Annotated in this window: 15 protein-coding genes and 1 riboswitch; of the genes, 9 read left to right on the forward strand and 6 right to left on the reverse strand. The window is 62.2% G+C overall.

All coding sequences use genetic code 11. The features are described 5' to 3' along the window. Positions 1 to 182: 182 nt before the first annotated feature. On the forward strand, positions 183 to 1046 hold the full coding sequence (rssA, locus tag EL255_RS15495) for a patatin-like phospholipase RssA (protein ID WP_042653968.1): 864 nt from the start codon (positions 183 to 185) through the stop codon (positions 1044 to 1046). A 62-nt stretch (positions 1047 to 1108) separates the two neighbouring features. Here the strand turns inward: rssA and EL255_RS15500 are convergent, their stop codons facing one another. Beyond that, positions 1109 to 2470, reverse strand: a complete 1362-nt coding sequence (locus tag EL255_RS15500; RefSeq protein WP_042653969.1) for a sodium-dependent transporter — start codon at positions 2468 to 2470, stop codon at positions 1109 to 1111. Between the two features lie 202 nt (positions 2471 to 2672). After that, positions 2673 to 2939 carry a helix-turn-helix domain-containing protein gene (locus EL255_RS15505; RefSeq protein ID WP_005298604.1) on the reverse strand — a complete coding sequence of 89 codons (267 nt, stop codon included), beginning with the start codon at positions 2937 to 2939 and terminating at the stop codon, positions 2673 to 2675. Between the two features lie 258 nt (positions 2940 to 3197). On the opposite strand from EL255_RS15505, the gene EL255_RS15510 reads away from it, so the two are divergent. The 4 genes from EL255_RS15510 (at position 3198) to EL255_RS15525 (ending at position 7831) form a co-directional block, all read left to right on the forward strand. Further along, positions 3198 to 3791: a hypothetical protein gene (locus EL255_RS15510; RefSeq protein ID WP_042653970.1), complete on the forward strand. Its 594-nt coding sequence runs from the start codon at positions 3198 to 3200 to the stop codon at positions 3789 to 3791. 306 nt (positions 3792 to 4097) lie between these two features. After that, on the forward strand, positions 4098 to 5117 hold the full coding sequence (locus tag EL255_RS15515; protein ID WP_042653971.1) for a porin OmpA: 1020 nt from the start codon (positions 4098 to 4100) through the stop codon (positions 5115 to 5117). Between the two features lie 404 nt (positions 5118 to 5521). Further along, positions 5522 to 6520: a porin OmpA gene (gene ompA / locus EL255_RS15520; protein WP_042653972.1), complete on the forward strand. Its 999-nt coding sequence runs from the start codon at positions 5522 to 5524 to the stop codon at positions 6518 to 6520. Positions 6521 to 6748: 228 nt separating this feature from the next. Beyond that, entirely contained in the window at positions 6749 to 7831 is a 1083-nt protein-coding gene (locus EL255_RS15525) for an OmpA family protein (RefSeq protein WP_042653973.1), read from the forward strand. Positions 7832 to 7906: 75 nt separating this feature from the next. On the opposite strand, the gene EL255_RS15530 is transcribed toward EL255_RS15525, so the two are convergent. Both EL255_RS15530 and EL255_RS15535 read right to left on the reverse strand, forming a co-directional pair. After that, positions 7907 to 9601 (reverse strand): NAD-dependent malic enzyme, encoded by a 1695-nt coding sequence (locus EL255_RS15530; protein ID WP_042653974.1) that lies wholly within the window; start codon positions 9599 to 9601, stop codon positions 7907 to 7909. 55 nt (positions 9602 to 9656) lie between these two features. Next, on the reverse strand, positions 9657 to 10514 hold the full coding sequence (locus EL255_RS15535; RefSeq protein WP_042653975.1) for a helix-turn-helix transcriptional regulator: 858 nt from the start codon (positions 10512 to 10514) through the stop codon (positions 9657 to 9659). Positions 10515 to 10634: 120 nt separating this feature from the next. Here EL255_RS15535 and EL255_RS15540 point away from each other — a divergent pair, with 120 nt between their 5' ends. Both EL255_RS15540 and EL255_RS15545 read left to right on the forward strand, forming a co-directional pair. Next, entirely contained in the window at positions 10635 to 12014 is a 1380-nt protein-coding gene (locus EL255_RS15540) for an MATE family efflux transporter (protein ID WP_042653976.1), read from the forward strand. A gap of 113 nt (positions 12015 to 12127) precedes the next feature. Further along, positions 12128 to 12376 (forward strand): DUF2498 family protein, encoded by a 249-nt coding sequence (locus tag EL255_RS15545; protein ID WP_042653977.1) that lies wholly within the window; start codon positions 12128 to 12130, stop codon positions 12374 to 12376. 30 nt (positions 12377 to 12406) lie between these two features. Here EL255_RS15545 and EL255_RS15550 read toward each other — a convergent pair whose 3' ends face one another. Continuing rightward, complete coding sequence (locus EL255_RS15550) at positions 12407 to 13537, reverse strand: GGDEF domain-containing protein (protein WP_042653978.1); 1131 nt, start codon at positions 13535 to 13537, stop codon at positions 12407 to 12409. Positions 13538 to 13782: 245 nt separating this feature from the next. Between EL255_RS15550 and EL255_RS15555 the strand changes: the two genes are divergently transcribed. Further along, positions 13783 to 15180 (forward strand): nucleobase:cation symporter-2 family protein, encoded by a 1398-nt coding sequence (locus EL255_RS15555; protein ID WP_042653979.1) that lies wholly within the window; start codon positions 13783 to 13785, stop codon positions 15178 to 15180. Positions 15181 to 15279: 99 nt separating this feature from the next. Beyond that, complete coding sequence (locus EL255_RS15560) at positions 15280 to 15993, forward strand: lipoyl protein ligase domain-containing protein (protein WP_042653980.1); 714 nt, start codon at positions 15280 to 15282, stop codon at positions 15991 to 15993. Between the two features lie 208 nt (positions 15994 to 16201). Here the strand turns inward: EL255_RS15560 and EL255_RS15565 are convergent, their stop codons facing one another. After that, positions 16202 to 17572: an alanine/glycine:cation symporter family protein gene (locus EL255_RS15565; protein ID WP_042653981.1), complete on the reverse strand. Its 1371-nt coding sequence runs from the start codon at positions 17570 to 17572 to the stop codon at positions 16202 to 16204. 106 nt (positions 17573 to 17678) lie between these two features. Continuing rightward, positions 17679 to 17789: riboswitch (glycine riboswitch) on the reverse strand. Positions 17790 to 17863: the final 74 nt, after the last annotated feature.

Here is a 17863-nt window from a genome sequence, read left to right on the forward strand (position 1 = left end):
ATGTATAAATGTGACAAATCGTAACAGCCAGGGCGAAAGATCATCAGACTCGCCTCTGGTGGGTGAATCTGACCCTAGGTCGGGCCCAGGCCTGCGGCCGCACTCAGGGTGAGGGCTAGCAGGATGACGGCCGGGAAAACAGGGAGTAAGCTGGAGCCCTCATTCATGCAAGGAGACGCACCGTGTCACGAAAACCCCGTTTGGGACTGGCCCTGGGCAGCGGCGCTGCCCGGGGCTGGGCACACATAGGCATCATACGGGCACTGGAGCGGCTCGGCGTCAAACCGGATCTGGTGGCCGGTTGCTCCATCGGCAGCTTCGTGGGCGCCGCCTACGCCGCCGGTGAGCTGGACAAGCTGGAGTCCTGGGTGCGCGGCTTCAGCCGGCTGCAGGTGATGGGACTGCTCGATCCCGCCCTCTCCGGCGGCCTGTTTCGCGGCGAGAAGGTGTTTGGCATCGCCGCCAACCACCTCGGCGATCCCCCCATCGAGAGCCTGCCGCTGCCCTTCGCCTGCGTCGCCACCGAGCTCAACACCGGGCGCGAGATCTGGCTGCAAGAGGGCCCGCTGCGCCAATGCGTGCGCGCCTCCTGCGGCATGCCCGGCATCCTGACCCCGACCCGGGTCGACGATCAGTGGCTGGTGGATGGCGCCGTGGTCAACCCTGTGCCCATCTCCCTCGCCCGCGCCATGGGGGCCGAGGTGGTGATCGCCGTCAACCTCAACGCCGATATGCACCAGCCCTGGGCTGACGACTCCGACGAACCCGTTCAGGGCGGCCGGTTCAGCCAATGGCTGAACCGGGGTGAACCGAGCACCCCCGGCATGTGGAGCGTGATGACGGGCTCCATCAACATCATGCAGGAGCGCATCACCCGCGCCCGTATGGCCGGGGACCCCCCCGAGATCCAGCTCTGCCCGCGTCTTGGCAGCTTCTCCATCATGGATTTCCATCGGGCGGGCGACGCCATCAGTGAGGGCGAAGCCTGCGTCGAGCGCAACCTGGAGCAGCTCAAGGAGGAGTTGTCCCGGCTCAGGCTCATCTGAGCGCCGTTAGTCACAATAAAAAAGAGCGCCACCGGCGCTCTTTTTTATCTCAGGGAATGGGATCAGAACAGCCCCAGCCCCTTGAGCATCACGATCAGGATCAGCAAGGGCGACACGTAACGGATGATGAAGAACAGGGGTTTGAGGATCTTCAGTTCCAGCTTGCCCCCATTGGTCAGCGCCGCCGCCATCCGCTCATAGCCCCAGACCCAGCCGACAAACAGGCAGAGGAAGATCCCGCCGAGCGGCATCAGCACGTTGGACGAGATGAAGTCGAACAGATCGAAGAAGGTCTTGCCGGCGATCTGCACCTCCGCCAGGGTGCTGTTGGAGAGCGCACAGGTCGAGCCGACCACCCCCAGCACCAGCAGGTTGATCAGGGTCGCCTTGGGGCGGCTCATGTGGAAGCGCTCCGACAGCACCGAGACCGGCACCTCCAGGATGGAGAGCATGGCGCCGGTCGCCGCGATGGCGGAGAGCACGAAGAACAGCACCATGAACAGATGGCCGAACGGGATGCTGGCGAACACCGCCGGAATGGTGATGAACAGCAGGGAGGGGCCGGCCGAGGGCTCGAAGCCGAACGCAAACACCGCCGGGAAGATGGCGATCCCCGCCAGCATGGAGACGAACAGGTCAGCACACATGACCCGGACCGTGGTCAACGGAATGTGCTGATCGTCCCGGAAGTAGCTGCCATAGGTCATCATGCAGCCCATGCCGATGGAGAGCTTGAAGAACGCCAGCCCCATGGCCGTCAGCACCACGCCGGCGGTGATCTTGGAGAAGTCAGGGGAGAACAGGAAGCGCAGCCCCTCGCTCGCCCCCGGCAGGGTCAGGCTGCGCAGGCCGATCACCAGCAGCAGGATGAAGAGCACCGGCATCAGCCTCTTGGTCACCGCCTCTATGCCCTTGGCGACCCCCATCAACAGGATCCCCCCCATCAGCGCCAGCACCAGCCACTGCCACAGCAGGCTCTGCAGCGGGTTGGTGATCAAGGAGTTGAAGGCCGCACCTGTGACGGCGGGATCGGTCGACAGGATCTCCCCGCTGATCGCCTTGAAGATGTAGGCGAACACCCAGGCCGCCACCTCGGAGTAGAAGGACATAATAAGGAAGGCCGCGGTGACCCCCATGGCCGCGATCAGCCACCAGGGCTGTCCCTTGGGCGCCAGCTTGATGAGTCCGCTCACCGCGTCGGATTTGGCCTGACGGCCCAGCATGATCTCCGAGATCATCACCGGCAAGCCCACCAGCAGGGTGGCGATGACATAGACCAGCAGGAAGCCGGCGCCGCCATTTTCCCCGGTCAGGTAGGGGAATTTCCAGATATTGCCGAGGCCGACGGCCGATCCCAGGGTGGCGGCGAGCACGCCGAAGGTGCTGGTGAAGCCATCTCTGGCTTTCGGTATGGTTTGACTCATGCTTGTCTCACTGTACGCATCACGGGAGGAGGCTCCCCATTCAAGGGTCGGAATTCTCTGGGGATTAATCCAGCTTGCCAAGCGGTTTTAATTAAAATCACTGCGCAGAGCACAGCCGACAGCATTTAATTAAATATGGCGGCATTTTGATGGATAAAAAAATGCCGCCTCGAGGGCGGCACTTTTACCAAAGCTCCGATGATCAGGCCTTGGCAATATCGTCCGGACCGATCTGACCGATTTCGGCGACTTTCTTGTCAGCCAGCAGCCAGAGGGTGAACTTGTGCAATTCCGGGTGATGAGCCAGGGCGACCAGGAAGGCGCCTCCGACTTCACGATAACCCAGTTCATAGTTCTTCAGGGTAGTCGGGGGGACACCCAGCAGATCGGCAAACTTGGGACGGCTCAGGCCAACCGCTTCGCGGATCTGACGGATCTTCTTGCCAACAGTTACGATATTTGAATTCATGGTGTTCCATACTCCGTTCGGCGGATTCACTCCACCTGTATTTTTCGCGACGACTCGTAGTCAAGTGTATCAGTTTTGAACGGACTCGTTATGGTCGAGCCTCTATCTTTAATAAGCGTCTTTCGACGACAACCCTAACAAACATCGGGGATGGTAATCGCAGAGCAGCCTCAGGTAAACAGTCTCGAAAAGAAACCTTATTGTTGCCACGGCCATAACTCGTATAATCCGCCGGTTATCCCTTAAAGAGTAATCAGCATGGTATTTCCAGGCATCATCTCCCGTCTTCATCCCGATTCGGACCCAGCGACCCTCGCTCGACAGCTCCTTCAGGGCCAGCAAACCCGAGCCGAGGCATTCTGGTTGCCAGCCGCCCTGCAAAGCGAGGCCGCGTCAGTGCTGGCGGCCCTCTCCGACCGGTGCAGCCTTTACCTCGAGCAGCCCGGCACGCTGCCCCTGCGCGGCCACGACGGCGTCTTGCAGGAGGATGGCACCCTGCTGCTCGGCAATGGTAACCATATGAAGCTTGCCGTGACGCAAGGAGATGGCGGCCTGGTGCCCGAACAGGGTCTGTGCGAGATGGCGCTGTGGCTGGAGGCCGGACATCGAAATTTCATTTGTTCAGCAGCAGTTCAGCCCGTGGCGCGGGCCATCCTCAATATCTGGCCCCTCGACCCCTATCTCGCCCGCCATTTTCTCCTCAGCTTCACCCCCTTGCTGTGCGAAGCAACCGAGGCCGATTACCTGGCGGTATTTTCCACGCGGGAGTCTGGAGCCACGGCACGGCCGGCCTGGGTTGAGGCCTATATGAAGCTTGAAAAAAAGCTGCACCGCGCCTACCTGGATCACTAATAAATTCGGATAAACAGCCAGTTACTCACACGACACAAATTGCCTTATCGATTATCTGTGAGCTTGATCATGTTTTGAAATGAGCATAAAGTGCGCCACGTCATCGGAATGACATCGGCTGTTCGTGAAGGGGGAAGCATTGTCGACAATGCAACCCGTTCACCTGTGCACCCAGATACGTGCCTCCTGGATGGATCTAGGATCCCTGCTCGGTGCAACCATTGTTGCCCGGCAGAGCCAGCAGCTTACATAAATTAAAAAATGCGAAGCACGTGGACTACGTGCCATCTCAACGAGGATTTTTTTATGATGAAAATGGCTCCTTCCCTGATCGCCATCGCTATGGCTACCATGGGCGCAACTGCTGCACACGCCGCTGACGACATCTACTTCGGTGCCGGTGTCGGTGCTACTCACTTCAACGGTCTGAACAAGATCGAAGGCGTTACCGCCGGTGAAGAAGACGCAGCTGCTGCAAATGCCTTCGTAGGTTACAACTTCAACGAATACTTCGGTTCCGAGCTGGGCTACCAGTACACCGGCCGTGGTAACACCGATGGCAACCGTTACGAGAGCCAGGGTGCCACCCTGTCCGGTATCGCTCGTCTGCCGCTGGGTAACGACTTCTCCCTGTTCGGTGAAGCTGGCGCCTACTGGGGCCACACCGACGGTATGGGCACCAGCGATACCAAAGTATCCCCGCTGGCTGGCGCCGGTGTGACCTACAAGGTTAACGACGCGCTGGATCTGCAAGCTCGTTACCGTTACATGTGGGACGTGGCTGACCTGACTACCGCCACCGGCGAGCAGTACAAGTCCAACCAGAGCGTGGCTACCCTGGAAGCCGTTTACCACCCGTTCCGTACTTCCTACGTAGCACCGGTTGCCGCTCCTGTTGTTGAAGAAGCCGCTCCTGCTCCGCAGATCGTTGAGAAGAACTTCGCCCTGAACTCCGACGTGCTGTTTGCCTTTGGCAAAGACAGCCTGAAGGCCGAAGGTGTTGACGCTCTGAACGCTCTGTACCAGCAGATCGTTGAGTTCCAACCGAAAGACGGCAACGCCGTAGTCGTTGGTTACACCGACCGCATCGGTTCTGACGCTTACAACCAGAAGCTGTCCGAAGCTCGTGCCCGCACCGTTGCCAACTTCCTGGTCAGCAAGGGTATGGCTGCCAGCAAGGTCGGTATCGAAGGTCGTGGCGAAGCCAACCCTGTCACCGGTACCAAGTGTAACGGCGTCAAGGCCAAGGCTGAGCTGATCTCCTGCCTGGCCCCGGACCGTCGCGTAGAAGTTCGCATCTCCGGCGTTCAGGAAGTTCAGCAGTAATCTGACTCCGCTCAGATAATGCGAAAAGGGGATGCCACGGCATCCCCTTTTGCTTGCCTGCGATCTGCGTCACGGCAACGCTCGCCCTCTCCTGCCCCCTTGCCGTCTCCCCCTCCTCACCGCTAGTCCCTCGCTGGATGTTTGTACAGAAACTTGATCAATGTGGGTCAAAAGAATACAGTAGCCTCGCTTGTAAGACATTGGATGAACTATTAAAAGTGCTTATTGCCCGGTTAGTTGTCCATGGAGAATTAGCTTCATGAGAATCCAGGTTACCATCCATTTTTTATTCAAGCCGCCCGTGATCGGCTCACGACGTCGCAGCATGAATTGTCATCTGCGGTCGGTATAACAGAAGAGTGCGCAGTACGCCCATAGCACGGCAACTCAACGAGGATAAAATGATGAAAATGAAAATGGCACCAACCCTGATTGCTCTGGCTATTGCAGCCATGGGAACTTCCACCGCCCAGGCGGCCGACGACTGGTACACAGGTATGGGTGCCGGTTGGGCATATGGCCATGACCTTGACTCCTTCGGCCAGGATGCCGACAAGGACGCCACCGCGCTGTCCCTGTTCGGTGGCTACAACTTCAACGAGAACTTTGCCGCTGAGCTGGGTTATCTCTACGCCGGCAAGGGTGGCGTCGATGGCGTCGACTTCAAGACCCAGGGTGCGACCCTGTCCGGTATCGCCCGCCTGCCGCTGAGCGACATCTTCTCCGTGTTTGCCGAAGGCGGTGCCTACTTCAACCACGTCAACGGCAATGGCGAGAGCGACAACGGCACGGCCCCCCTCGCCGGCCTGGGTCTGACCGCCAAGCTCTCCGATCTCATCGATGTGCAGGCCCGTTACCGCTACATGTGGAGCCTGGGTGACGAGCAGAAGACCTGGGAAACCGACATGAGCGTCGCGACCCTGGAACTGGTGATGCACCCGAACCGCACCACCTATGTCGCTCCCGTGGTCGCCCCCGTGGTCGCCGAGCCGGCTCCCATCGTGGTCGACAAGAACTTCTCCCTGAGCTCAGACGTGCTGTTTGCCTTCGGCAAATCCACCCTGAAGCCGGAAGGGACCGCCGCACTCAATACTCTGTATCAGCAGATCGTTGACGTTCAGCCGAAAGATGGCAGCGCCGTGGTGGTGGGTTACACCGACCGCATCGGCTCCGATGCCTACAACCAGAAGCTGTCCGAAGCACGCGCCCGTACCGTGGCCGACTTCCTGGTCGGCAAGGGCCTGCCGGCAGGCAAGGTGGCCATCGAAGGTCATGGCGAAGCCAACCCGGTCACCGGCACCCAGTGCGATGGCGTCAAGGGCAAGAACGAGCTGATCTCCTGCCTGGCTCCGGATCGTCGCGTCGAAGTGCGCGTCACCGGGGTGCAGGAAGTCCAGCAATAAGCTGCATGCTTGCACGAAAAGAAGGGGCCGCACGGCCCCTTTTTTTATGCCAAAATATTGCCGCCCGCCCCCCGGGCCGGATCACAATAGCTGCCGGTTGTCTCACAGAATTTCTATATGGATGCGCCACTTAAGTGGTTAAACCTCTTATATCGCCTATACATAATGGTGGTTATGCATAACAAGGGCTGGGAGCCCTATAACACCCAACATCGACGAGGATACGCGATGAACATAAGACTGAAACCGGTATGGATTGCATTGGCATTGGCGACCACGGCGGCGCAGGCGGCCCCCGTTCACGACTGGTATATAGGGGCAGGGGCGGGCTGGGCATGGGCACATGATATCGATGACTTTAGTCAGGATGTCAGCGACGATGACACCGCCTACAACGTCTTCGCTGGCTATAACTTCACCGAAAACCTGGGCGCCGAACTGGGCTATCTGTCCGGCGGCGAATGGGATATCAATGGCCACGAGTTCAGCAACCAGGGGGCAACCCTGTCGATCCTGGGCCGGCTGCCATTGAATGACATCTTCTCGGTGTTTGCCGAGGGTGGCGGCTACCTCTACAGCGTCAAATCCATCAACGGCAACGAAGAGAACCTGGCGCCGCTGGCCGGGCTTGGCATGACCGCCAGGCTGACCGACTGGATCGACATCCAGGCCCGCTATCGCTATATGGTGCGGGTCGGTGATGACTCGGACAACGACAAGGTGGGCAGCGGCACCCAGCGCTGGGTCAGCGACATCAGTACCGCCACCTTGGAGTTGGTGCTGCACCCCAACCGCACCGTGGCCGCGGCCGTGGTCGCCGCCCCCATAGTGGCGCCGCCCCCGGCTCCGGCCCCCGTGGATCAGACCTTCAACCTGAGCTCGGACGTGCTGTTTGCCTTCGGCAAGGCGGAGCTGAAACCTGAGGGGATGCAGGCGCTGGAGTCGCTCTATCAGCAGATAGTCGACATCCAGCCCAAGAATGGCAGTGCCGTGGTGATGGGCTACACCGACCGCATTGGCTCAGATGCCAACAACCAGGCGCTGTCGGAAGCCCGCGCAAGCACGGTAGCCAACTTCCTGATCGGCAAGGGCCTGCCGGCCGACAAGGTCAGCATTCAGGGCAATGGCGAGAGCAACCCGGTGACCGGCAACCAGTGTGACGAGGTCAAGCCCAGGGCCGCGCTCATCGACTGCCTTGCCCCTGATCGCCGGGTCGAGATCCGGGTCACCGGCGTGCAGGATGCCGACGCCGCTATGCCCGCCACCTCTGAGCCAGCGACTGAGCCCGCTGCCGAGCAACCGGCACAGTAGCAACCGGCACTCATGCCGTGCACAAAAAAAGGGATGCTACCGCATCCCTTTTTGCATCTGTGCCATTGACCCGAATCAGAACGAGGTGCGGCGATAGCGCCGGTATTCCGGCCGCCAGAAGTTCGCTTCTATGGCCTGATCGATCACCTCATCCGGAGTCTGCACCGCCTTGCCCTGCAGCATGGCGGTCTTGGCCACCATCTTGGCGATGTAGCGGGACACCTGGTGGATATCCGCCAGATCCGGCAGCAAGGAGCCATCCTCCCCCTTCACCAGCGGCGAACACTCCGCCAGGGCACGGCTGGCCGACATCAGCATGGCATCGGTCACCCGGGTGGCACCGGAGGCGATGACGCCGAGCCCGATCCCCGGGAAGATGAAGGAGTTGTTGCACTGGGCGATGACGTAGCGCTTGCCCTTGTGCTCCACCGGCGCGAACGGGCTGCCGGTCGCCACCAGCACCTGGCCATCGGTCCAGCGGATGAGGTCCGCCGGGGTGGCCTCCACCCGGGAGGTGGGGTTGGAGAGCGGGAAGATGATGGGGCGGGTGCAATGCTTGTGCATGGTCTTGACCACCTCTTCGGTGAACAGACCCGGCTGACCGGAGACGCCGATCAGGATATCCGGCCGACCGTGCTCCATCACCTCCAGCAGGGAGATGTTGTCCCCCACCGGCCACTCTTTGATCCGCTCCACCGGCTGGGAGAGACGGCGCTGGAACGGCAGCTGGTTCGGGATCTTGTCGGTGATGAGGCCGAAGCGGTCGACCATGAACACCCGGCCCCGCGCCTGCGCATCATTCAGCCCTTCGGCCTTCATCTGCGCCACTATCTGCTCGGCGATACCGCAACCGGCGCTGCCGGCGCCGAGGAAGGCGACCCGCTTCTCGGAGAGCTTGGCACCGGAGGCCTTGCAGGCCGCGATCAGGCTGCCCAGCGTCACCGCGGCCGTACCCTGGATGTCGTCGTTGAAGCAGCACAGCTCATCCTTGTAACGGTTGAGCAGCGGGGTGGCATTGCCCTGGGCGAAATCCTCGAACTGCAGCAGGATCTCGGGCCAGCGGCGCTTGACCGCCTGGATGAAGGCATCGACGAACTCGTCATACTCCTCCCCCGAGATGCGCGGATGGCGCCAGCCCATGTAGAAGGGATCGTTGAGCAGCTGCTGGTTGTTGGTGCCCACATCCAGCACCACCGGCAGGCAATAGGCCGGGGAGATGCCGCCACAGGCGGTGTAGAGCGACAGCTTGCCGATGGGAATGCCCATGCCGCCGATGCCCTGATCGCCGAGACCCAGGATCCGCTCGCCGTCGGTGACCACTATCACCTTGACGTTCTGCTTGGTGGCGTTCTGCAGCATGTCATCGATCCTGTCCTTGTCCGGATAGGAGATGAACAGGCCGCGGGCACGGCGGTAGATGTTGGAGAACTCCTCGCACGCCTTGCCCACGGTCGGGGTGTAGATGACCGGCAGCATCTCGGTCAGATGGTTGGTCAGCAGGCGATAGAACAGGGTCTCGTTGGTATCCTGGATGTTGCGCAGGTAGATGTGCTTGTCCATGTCGTTGCCAAACGCCATGAACTGGCGATAGGCCCGCACGGTCTGCTCTTCGATGGTCTCGATGTTCTGGGGCAGCAGGCCTTCCAGGTTGAAGCTGCTGCGCTCCTCGCTGGTGAAGGCGCTGCCCTTGTTGAGCAGCGGCGTCTCCAGCAGGGCCGGGCCGGCGTAGGGGATGTAGAGAGGACGTTTCTGATTATTATCTTCAAACATGGATCTGTACCTTGACTGTGTGGCCCGCCGATCCTATGGGCTTGGGCCAACAATTTCAAAGAGTTTGCGCATCCGTGGCGACAGGTTTGCGACCCAGTCGACGAAAGGCCCCCGGGGTCTGCCCCGTCAGGCGGCGAAAACGGTTGGCAAAGTTGGCACCGTCGCTGTAACCGACCCGGCCGGCAAGCTCGCCGAGCGGCCAGTTGGTATAGAGCAGCAGCTGGCGCGCCTTGTTCATTCGCAGCTGGGTGAGCCAGGCCATGGGCCCCATGCCGAACAGCTGCCGGCAGAGGCGGTGCAGATGGGGCACAGAGCAGGCCATCTGGCCGGCAAGCAGCGCCACGCTCCAGGGCTCGTCGAGGCGTGCCTCCACCCGCCGAAACAGCGCCTGCAACCGCAGCTCCGGGGTGCCGCGCACCTCCCCCTGCAGGGTCCTGTCCAGCAGCGCCAGCAGCAGGCTGAGCAGTTGCGGCTGCAGGGGGGAGCGGACCCCCTCCCCCTGCATCAGGCTGAGCAGATGGTAGAGCTGCTCCCCCTCCTCCCCTTGCCAGATGCGGTGGCCGAGCCGGTGCAGGTGGCGCCAGCGCGGGATGTCGTCGAGCAGGATCCAGCTGGTCTGCCAGCGCTCGCCGACAAGCCGCAACCCGCCCGGTACGGCCGCCGGCAGGAACACCAGCGCGCCCGCGGGAATGGGCTGTTCGGTCGCCCCGGTCAGCAGCACGCCCCCCTCGTCGTGGCTGACCATCAGGATGTGGAACTCGGGTCTGTTGCGGCGGATGAGGTAGTGATCCCGCAGGCGGGAGAGACCGGTCAGGAAGATGCCCGCCTCACCGAGCAGGGGCAATCCCTCCCGCCCCAGCATCCGCTCCTCGCAGCTCGGGGCGATCTCCAGGCACTCGCTAGCAAAGCCCATAACACCTCAACAAGATAGTTTTGCACAAGAAAACCGAGAGTCACTCACAGTGGCCCCGCCCCGGTCAGCCCCTATCATATCCCTGACAAGTGTCATCTTTTACACACCCGGTTAATATAAATGAATTATTGGCAAGCGATTTTAAAACAAACCACCGATCGCGAGTTCATGACGCGACTGTGGCGACTGGCCCTGCCGGTTTCGCTGCAATCCATGATGTTCTCCCTGCTGGGTCTCATCGATATCATGATGGTGAGCCAGCTTGGCACCACGGCTGTGGCGGCGGTCGGCTTGGGCAACCGGGTCTTCTTCTTCAATCTGCTGGTGATAGCGGGCCTCTCTGGCGGGGTCTCGGTGTTGGCGGCACAGTATTACGGCCGTGGCGAGCTGGGCGGGGTGCGCCGCTCCCTGGCGCTCGCGCTGGTGGGCGCCCTGCTGGTGAGCCTGCCGTTTGCCCTCATCTATGTGCTCTCGCCGGGCAGCGTGCTCGGCTTTGCCAGCCAAGATCCCGCATTGCGCCTGCTGGCCGACGAGTTTCTGATGATCACCGGCGCGACCATCCTCTGCACCGCCATCGTCGTGCCGCTGGAGGCGGCCCTGCGCTCGGTGGGCAACGCGGCGGCGCCGACCCGGATCGGCATCATCGCCATCATCGCCAACGTCATCCTCAACTATGCCCTCATCTTCGGTAACTTCGGCTTCGAGGCCATGGGGGTGGCGGGCTCGGCCTGGGGCACCACGCTCTCCCGTCTGCTGCAGACCGTGCTGCTGCTGATCTACGTGCTGCGCCAAGAGCCGCGCCTCGTGCCACGCAGACAGGACTGGTGGGACGCCTTTCGGCGCAAGGAGGTGGTGCGCTTCACCCTGATCGCCCTGCCGCTGCTGTTCCATGACGGACTCTGGGCCTTCGGCATGCTGCTGTATGGTTTCCTCTATGCCCACCTCGGCACCGACTCCCTGGCCATCATGACCACCCTCGGCACCCTGGAGAGCATCCTCATTTCGCTGTTCTTCGGGCTGGCGGTGGCCTGCTCCACCCTGCTCGGCCACCGGCTCGGGGCCGAGGAGTACGAGGCCGCCTGGCAACACTCCCAGCTGTTCCTGCTGCTCGCCCCCGTCGGCGCCCTGCTGGTGGGGATAGCGGTCTGGCTGCTGCAGACCAACCTGCTGCAGTGGGTCGGCAACCTGCCGGCTGAGCTGATGGGAGAGGCGGGCCAGGTGCTCGCCATCATGTGCCTCGGCATGCTGCTCAAGGTGTTCAACATGGTGGGCATCATAGGGGTGCTGCGCTCCGGCGGGGACGTGAACTACAGCATCTTCATCGACATCATCGCCATGTGGTGCATCGGCCTGCCTTGTGCCTGGGCGGCGGTCAGCCTGCTGGGCTGGCCCCTCTCCTGGGTGGTGGCGGTGGTGCTGCTGGAGGAGCTGTGCAAGGTGCTGCTGGTGCAGCGCAGGATCCGCCAGCGCCACTGGCTCAAAAACCTGGTGATGGGCTAAAAAACGGGGTCATATCAATGACAGAAAATCCCCCTTTGCAGTATGCTAGCGCCCTCTTCAATCAGCGACAGGGCGCGCCCGTGTCCTGTCAGTAGTCGTTTAAGGAGACGAGCATGCAACCAGAGAAAGAGCTGATCACCGAGACTGCCCTGCTGGAGATGGCCAACGGCATCATCAAGAGTCACGAAGACTTCATCCACGGCATGCGCGCCGACGCGGTGGAGCAGAAGGGAGAGATCCTGGTGTTCAAGGGAGAATTCTTCCTGGCCGAGGATGGCACCCCGACCGGCAAGACCATGGCGGTGTTCAACATGTTCAAGCTGCTGGCCCAGCAGCTGTCGGGCAAGTACCGGCTGAACTAGACGCAGGCGTTGTGGATCAGGATGCCGCCCTCAGGCGGCATCCGTGTTTACCGGGCTGGACAGCACGGTTTTTTCGCCGATCACGCAGTTGCGCCCCGCCATCTTGGCCAGATAAAGACACTCGTCGGCCCGGTTGAGCAGCTCTTCGATGCTCTCCCCGGAGCGGGCCAGCGTCAGCCCTATGCTCACCGTCACCTCCAGCAATTCGTCCGAGATCGGGCTCTTCACCAGCCGCGCCTCCACCGCTATCCTCAGCCGCTCCGCTATCCGCTTCGCCTTGGCCAGCTCGCCACAACCGGGCAGCAGGATGGCGAACTCCTCGCCCCCATAACGACCGAGCACCATGCCGGGTTCCAGCTGCTCGGCCAGGGTGGCCGCTACTTCCCTGAGCACCGCATCCCCCGCCAGGGGGCCGAAGGTGTCATTGATGCGCTTGAATCTGTCCAGATCCAACAGCAACACCGCAAAGGGGGCCTGCTTGTGGATCATGGTGGCCCTGGCCTTCTCTATCCTCTTCATCAACAGGCGGCGGTTCATCATGCCGGTCAGCTCGTCCGTGGTGGACTCCCGATAGAGCTGCAGCAGCATGTTGAGCTGGCCGCACTGCACCCAAGCACTCGCCACCGTGAACAGCGCCAGCAGCCAGATCTGGTTGAGGGTCTGCAGGCTCCACAGCGGCTGCTCGGTCAGCCACCAGTTACCCAGCAACATGGTGACCAGGATGCCGCCCGCCAGTTGCAGGCCGAGGGAGAGCGGTATGGGGAAGATGGCAAACAGGCTGATCAGCAGATAGGGGAAGGCCATGTAGCCCGCCTGCAGCTCCTGATCCGGCCCGAAGCTGTGCAGGCAGATGAGGGCAAACAGCATCATCACCGCCATCAGATAGCCTAAGGCCAGCTTCATCCGTTCGCGCTTGGAGTGAATGAGATAGGAGAAGGGGATGAGCGGAGAGAGGGCCAGCAAGCAGAAGATGCGGGCCTTGAACAACTCGTCGAACTGGGCAGGGGCCAGGGTCAGCCAATCCACCAGCGCCCAGGCGGGAAGACCCAGCATCAGCACACAGGTCAGCAGCCGCAGACGTACCGTCATGAAACCCATGCGGGTCAGGGTAAAATCATCGGAGTGTTCTCTGGCACTCCAAAACTCCGACAGCTTCAGCATCCAGAGTCTCCACGTTACAGACGAGGGCTCATTCTACGCCGTACAGCCTCAAAACCCTATGCGACAGTGACCATTTGAGGGCGAGCACCGTCACACAAACCGGCGGATCATAATCGCCGCGCGCAAACGTTTCAACCCATCCAGAAATAAACCCGATCCCGCTCAATTAGCGCTGGTCAGCCCCATTTCAGCCACTACAATAGCGCCCAATTTTATCCCCCTCCCCACCATTTTTTGAGGTATTTATGGAACAGGCAGCCGCCACGCGCGCCCCCCTAGAGGCACATCCCCCCAGGCGAGCCCACAGCGAACTGGTCTACGGCATCGACGATATTCCCCCCCTGCCCCAGACCCTGTTCGCCGCCCTGCAGCATATGCTCGCCATGTTTGTCGCCATCATCACCCCGCCCCTCATCATCGCCAATGCCCTCGGCCTCCCCGCCGCCGACACCCGCTATATCGTCTCCATGTCGCTGGTCATGTCCGGCATCGCCTCCTTCATCCAGACCCGCCGCTTCGGCCCGCTCGGCTCCGGACTGCTGTCGGTGCAAGGTACCAGCTTCAACTTCCTCGGCCCCATCATCGCCTCAGGCCTCGCCCTCAAGCAGGCCGCCATGCCCACCGAGGATCTGCTGGGCACCCTGTTTGGCACCATGCTGGCGGCCGCCCTCACCATAGTGGTGATGAGCCGCTTCCTGCATCTGGTCAAGCGGGTGATCACCCCGCTGGTGACCGGCATAGTGGTGCTGCTGATCGGTCTGACCCTGATCAAGGTGGGCCTCATCAGCATGGGCGGCGGCTACGGCGCCCTGGCCGACGGCAGCTTCGCCAGCCACAGCAACCTCTTCCTCTCCCTGCTGGTGCTCGGCCTCATCGTCTTGCTGCAACGCAGCCGCAATCCCTGGCTGCGCCTCTCCGCCATCATGCTCGCCATGTTGGTGGGTTATGGGGCGGCGCTGCTGCTGGGCAAGGTGAGTGCGCCGACCTTCGAGGGCCCATTGGTGATGGTGCCCATCCCTCTGCACTACGGCCTCGGCTTCGACTGGCAGCTGTTCGTGCCGCTGGCCATCATCTTCGTGGTGACGGCGCTGGAGGCCATAGGCGACATGACCGCCACCTCCGACATTTCCGGCGAACCGCTGGACGGCCCCGTCTACATGGCGCGGATCAAGGGCGGCGTGCTGGCCGATGGGGCCAACTCCATGCTGGCGGCGGTCTTCTCCACCTTCCCCATGTCCACCTTCGCCCAGAACAACGGCGTCATCCAGCTGACCGGGGTGGCCAGCCGTCACGTCGGCCTCTTCATCGCCGCCATGCTGGCCCTGCTCGGCCTGTTCCCGGCGGTGGCCAGCCTGGTACAGCAGATCCCCGAGCCCGTGCTGGGTGGCGCCACCATCGTCATGTTCGGCACCATAGCCGCCGCCGGGGTGCGCATCATCTCCCGCGAGGAGCTGGACCGCCGCGCCCTGATGATACTGGCGGTGTCGATCGCCATGGGGCTGGGGGTGGCGCAGGTGCCCGAGGTGCTGCAGCACCTGCCGGAGCTGGCCCGAAGCGTGCTCTCCTACGGTGTCGCCACCGGCGGTCTGACCGCCATCATCATGAACCTGCTGCTGCCCATTCGCGCCAACACCAGCCGCTGATCGGGTCAGACCCCCTCCCCTTGAAGCCCCGCCGTGCGGGGCTTTACCTTGCCCCTCCCCGCGGGTACTGTGCTGGCACCACTGCCGCCGGAGGCCGCCATGCCCTACTCCCTGCTCAGCCCGACACCGGATACGCCATCCACTCCCCAGCCCCCCGATCTCGTGCTGGCCCAGGAGCAGCAGTGGCTGCGCGACTGCGCCCGCCACGGTCAGGCCGGTGCCCACCTCTGGCAGGCGCCCCAGTGCCTCATCGTCACCCGCAAGGACATGCGGCTGCCCCACTATCAAAGCGCCTGCGAGCAACTCGCCGCCGAGGGCTGGCCCGTCTATGTGCGCGACAGCGGCGGCACTGCCGTGCCCCACGGCGCCGGCATCCTCAACCTCTCCCTGTTGCTGCCGCGCACCACCACGGATCTTGGCCACTACTACCAACTGCTGGGGGCGCCGCTGCTGGCCCTGCTGGCGGACTATGGCCTGCAGGGGGGCTACGACTTCGTGCCCGGTTCGTTTTGCGACGGTCAGTACAATCTGGTGATCGGGGGTCGCAAGATCACCGGCACCGCCCAGCGCTGGCTGGCGCCGGCCCAGGATCACGGCGGCGCCGTGTTGGCCCAGGCCATGCTGCTGGTGGCGGGGGATCTGGACGAGGGAACCCGGATGGCGAGCCGCTTCTATGAGCTGGCGGGCGGAGAGCTGCGCTTCCTGCCCGGCACCTCCACCACGCTGGCACAGCAGATCGGTTGGCAGGGCAGTCCCGAGGAGCTGGTGGCCCAGGTCCGGCGGCGGCTGCAGGTGCTGCTGATCGGCGGCTAGGCCCCTGCCCTTCTCCAACGGGCAGGAGAGCTAACCACTAGGACGCCAACGAAAAAGCCACGACCGGGGTCGTGGCTTTGTCATTTCCTGCACGGAGCAAAGACAGGCTCAGGCCGTCTGCGGCTCGGGCTCCGACTCGGTATCCTGGTTCCGGCTGAAGCAATAGACCAGGGTCTCGGCTGTCACAGCATGGGATCCCAACAGAGACTCATGCCGTCTGGGGCTCGGACTCCGCATCCAGATCCCGGCTGAAGTAGGCGCGGGTCTCGGCGATCACCACGTGGCGCAGGCCGATGAGGCCAATGAGGTTCGGCACCGCCATCAAGCCGTTGACGATATCTGCCAGGAGCCAAATCATGTCCAGATGGAGGAAGGCACCGCTCGCTACCAGCACCAGATAGATGAGGCGGTAGGGCTTGATCGCCTTGACCCCGAACAGGTACTCGGTGCAGCGCTCACCGTAATAGTTCCAGCCGAGGATGGTGGTAAAGGCGAAGAACAGCAGCCCTATGCTCACCAGATACTGACCTATGTGGGCATCCAGCCCCTGGGCAAAGGCCTGGCTGGTCATGGCGGCACCGCTCAAGTCTCCGCTCCAGACGCCAGTCACCACCAGGGTCAGGCCCGTCATGGTGCAGATGATAATGGTGTCGATGAAGGTGCCCGTCATGGAGACCAGCCCCTGCTCCACGCAGGAATCCGTCTTGGCCGCCGCCGCCGCTATGGGGGCAGAGCCCAGCCCTGACTCGTTGGAGAAGACCCCGCGCGCCACCCCGGACTGGATCGCCAGCATGATGCTGGCACCGACGAAGCCGCCGGTGGCGGCATGGCCGGTGAAGGCGCTGTTGATGACCAACATCACCGCCTCCGGCAGGGCGCCGGCATTGTTCACCAGCACCCCGGCACAGGCGAGGATGTAGAAGATGGCCATGAAGGGCACCACCTTGCTCGACACGCTGGAGATGGACTGGATGCCCCCCAGCGTCACCAGCGCCACTATCAGCGTCAGCACCACGGCGGTCGCCTCGCGGGGCACCGAGAAGGAGAGGCTCATGGCGTCGGAGATGGCGTTGACCTGGGGGAAGGTGCCGATGCCGAAGAAGGCGACACCTATGCCAAACAGGGCGAACAGCTTGGCCAGAGGCTTGGAGCCGAGCCCCTTCTCCAGATAGTACATGGGGCCACCCGCCATCTGGCCGTTGGCATCCTGCTGGCGATACTTGACCGCCAGCAGACACTCGGCGTACTTGGTCGCCATGCCGAACAGGGCCGCCATCCACATCCAGAACAGGGCACCCGGGCCGCCAAGCTTGATGGCGGTGGCAACCCCGACTATGTTGCCGGTGCCTATGGTGGCGGAGAGCGCGGTGCAGAGCGCGGCGAAGCTGGAGACATCCCCCTGCTTGCCCTGGCCCTGATCGCGACCAAATACCAGTCGCAGGGCGAGCGGCAAGCGCACTACCTGAAGCAAACCCAGACGCAGGGTGAGATAGACACCGGTCCCGACCAGCAGGATCAGCAGGGGCGGACCCCAGATAAAGCTATCGATGGCGGTTAACGCCGATTGAATTGATGACATGCATCCTCCTTAAAAAACAACAATTAAGGAGGAGAAGGATGATCTTCCCATAGGTGTCGCGATCGCCAGAGGTGATCGGATGCGGGCCAAGCCCAGGTACAACCATCCCATCCCCTCTGTCCTTTTGCCTGAGAGTTTCCGACACCTGCCTGCGATGCAGTCATGGTGCCTTGCTCCTTCGGCGCCCGATCTAACGGGTCTCTCCAGAGTATCGTCCAGTAGCAGTCCACACCGGTTGCCCGGTACCTGAAAGATTCACTTCTTCGGTGGATGGTCCCCCATCGCTCTCCT

This window comes from Aeromonas encheleia (assembly GCF_900637545.1).
Taxonomy (GTDB): Bacteria; Pseudomonadota; Gammaproteobacteria; order Enterobacterales; family Aeromonadaceae; genus Aeromonas; species Aeromonas encheleia.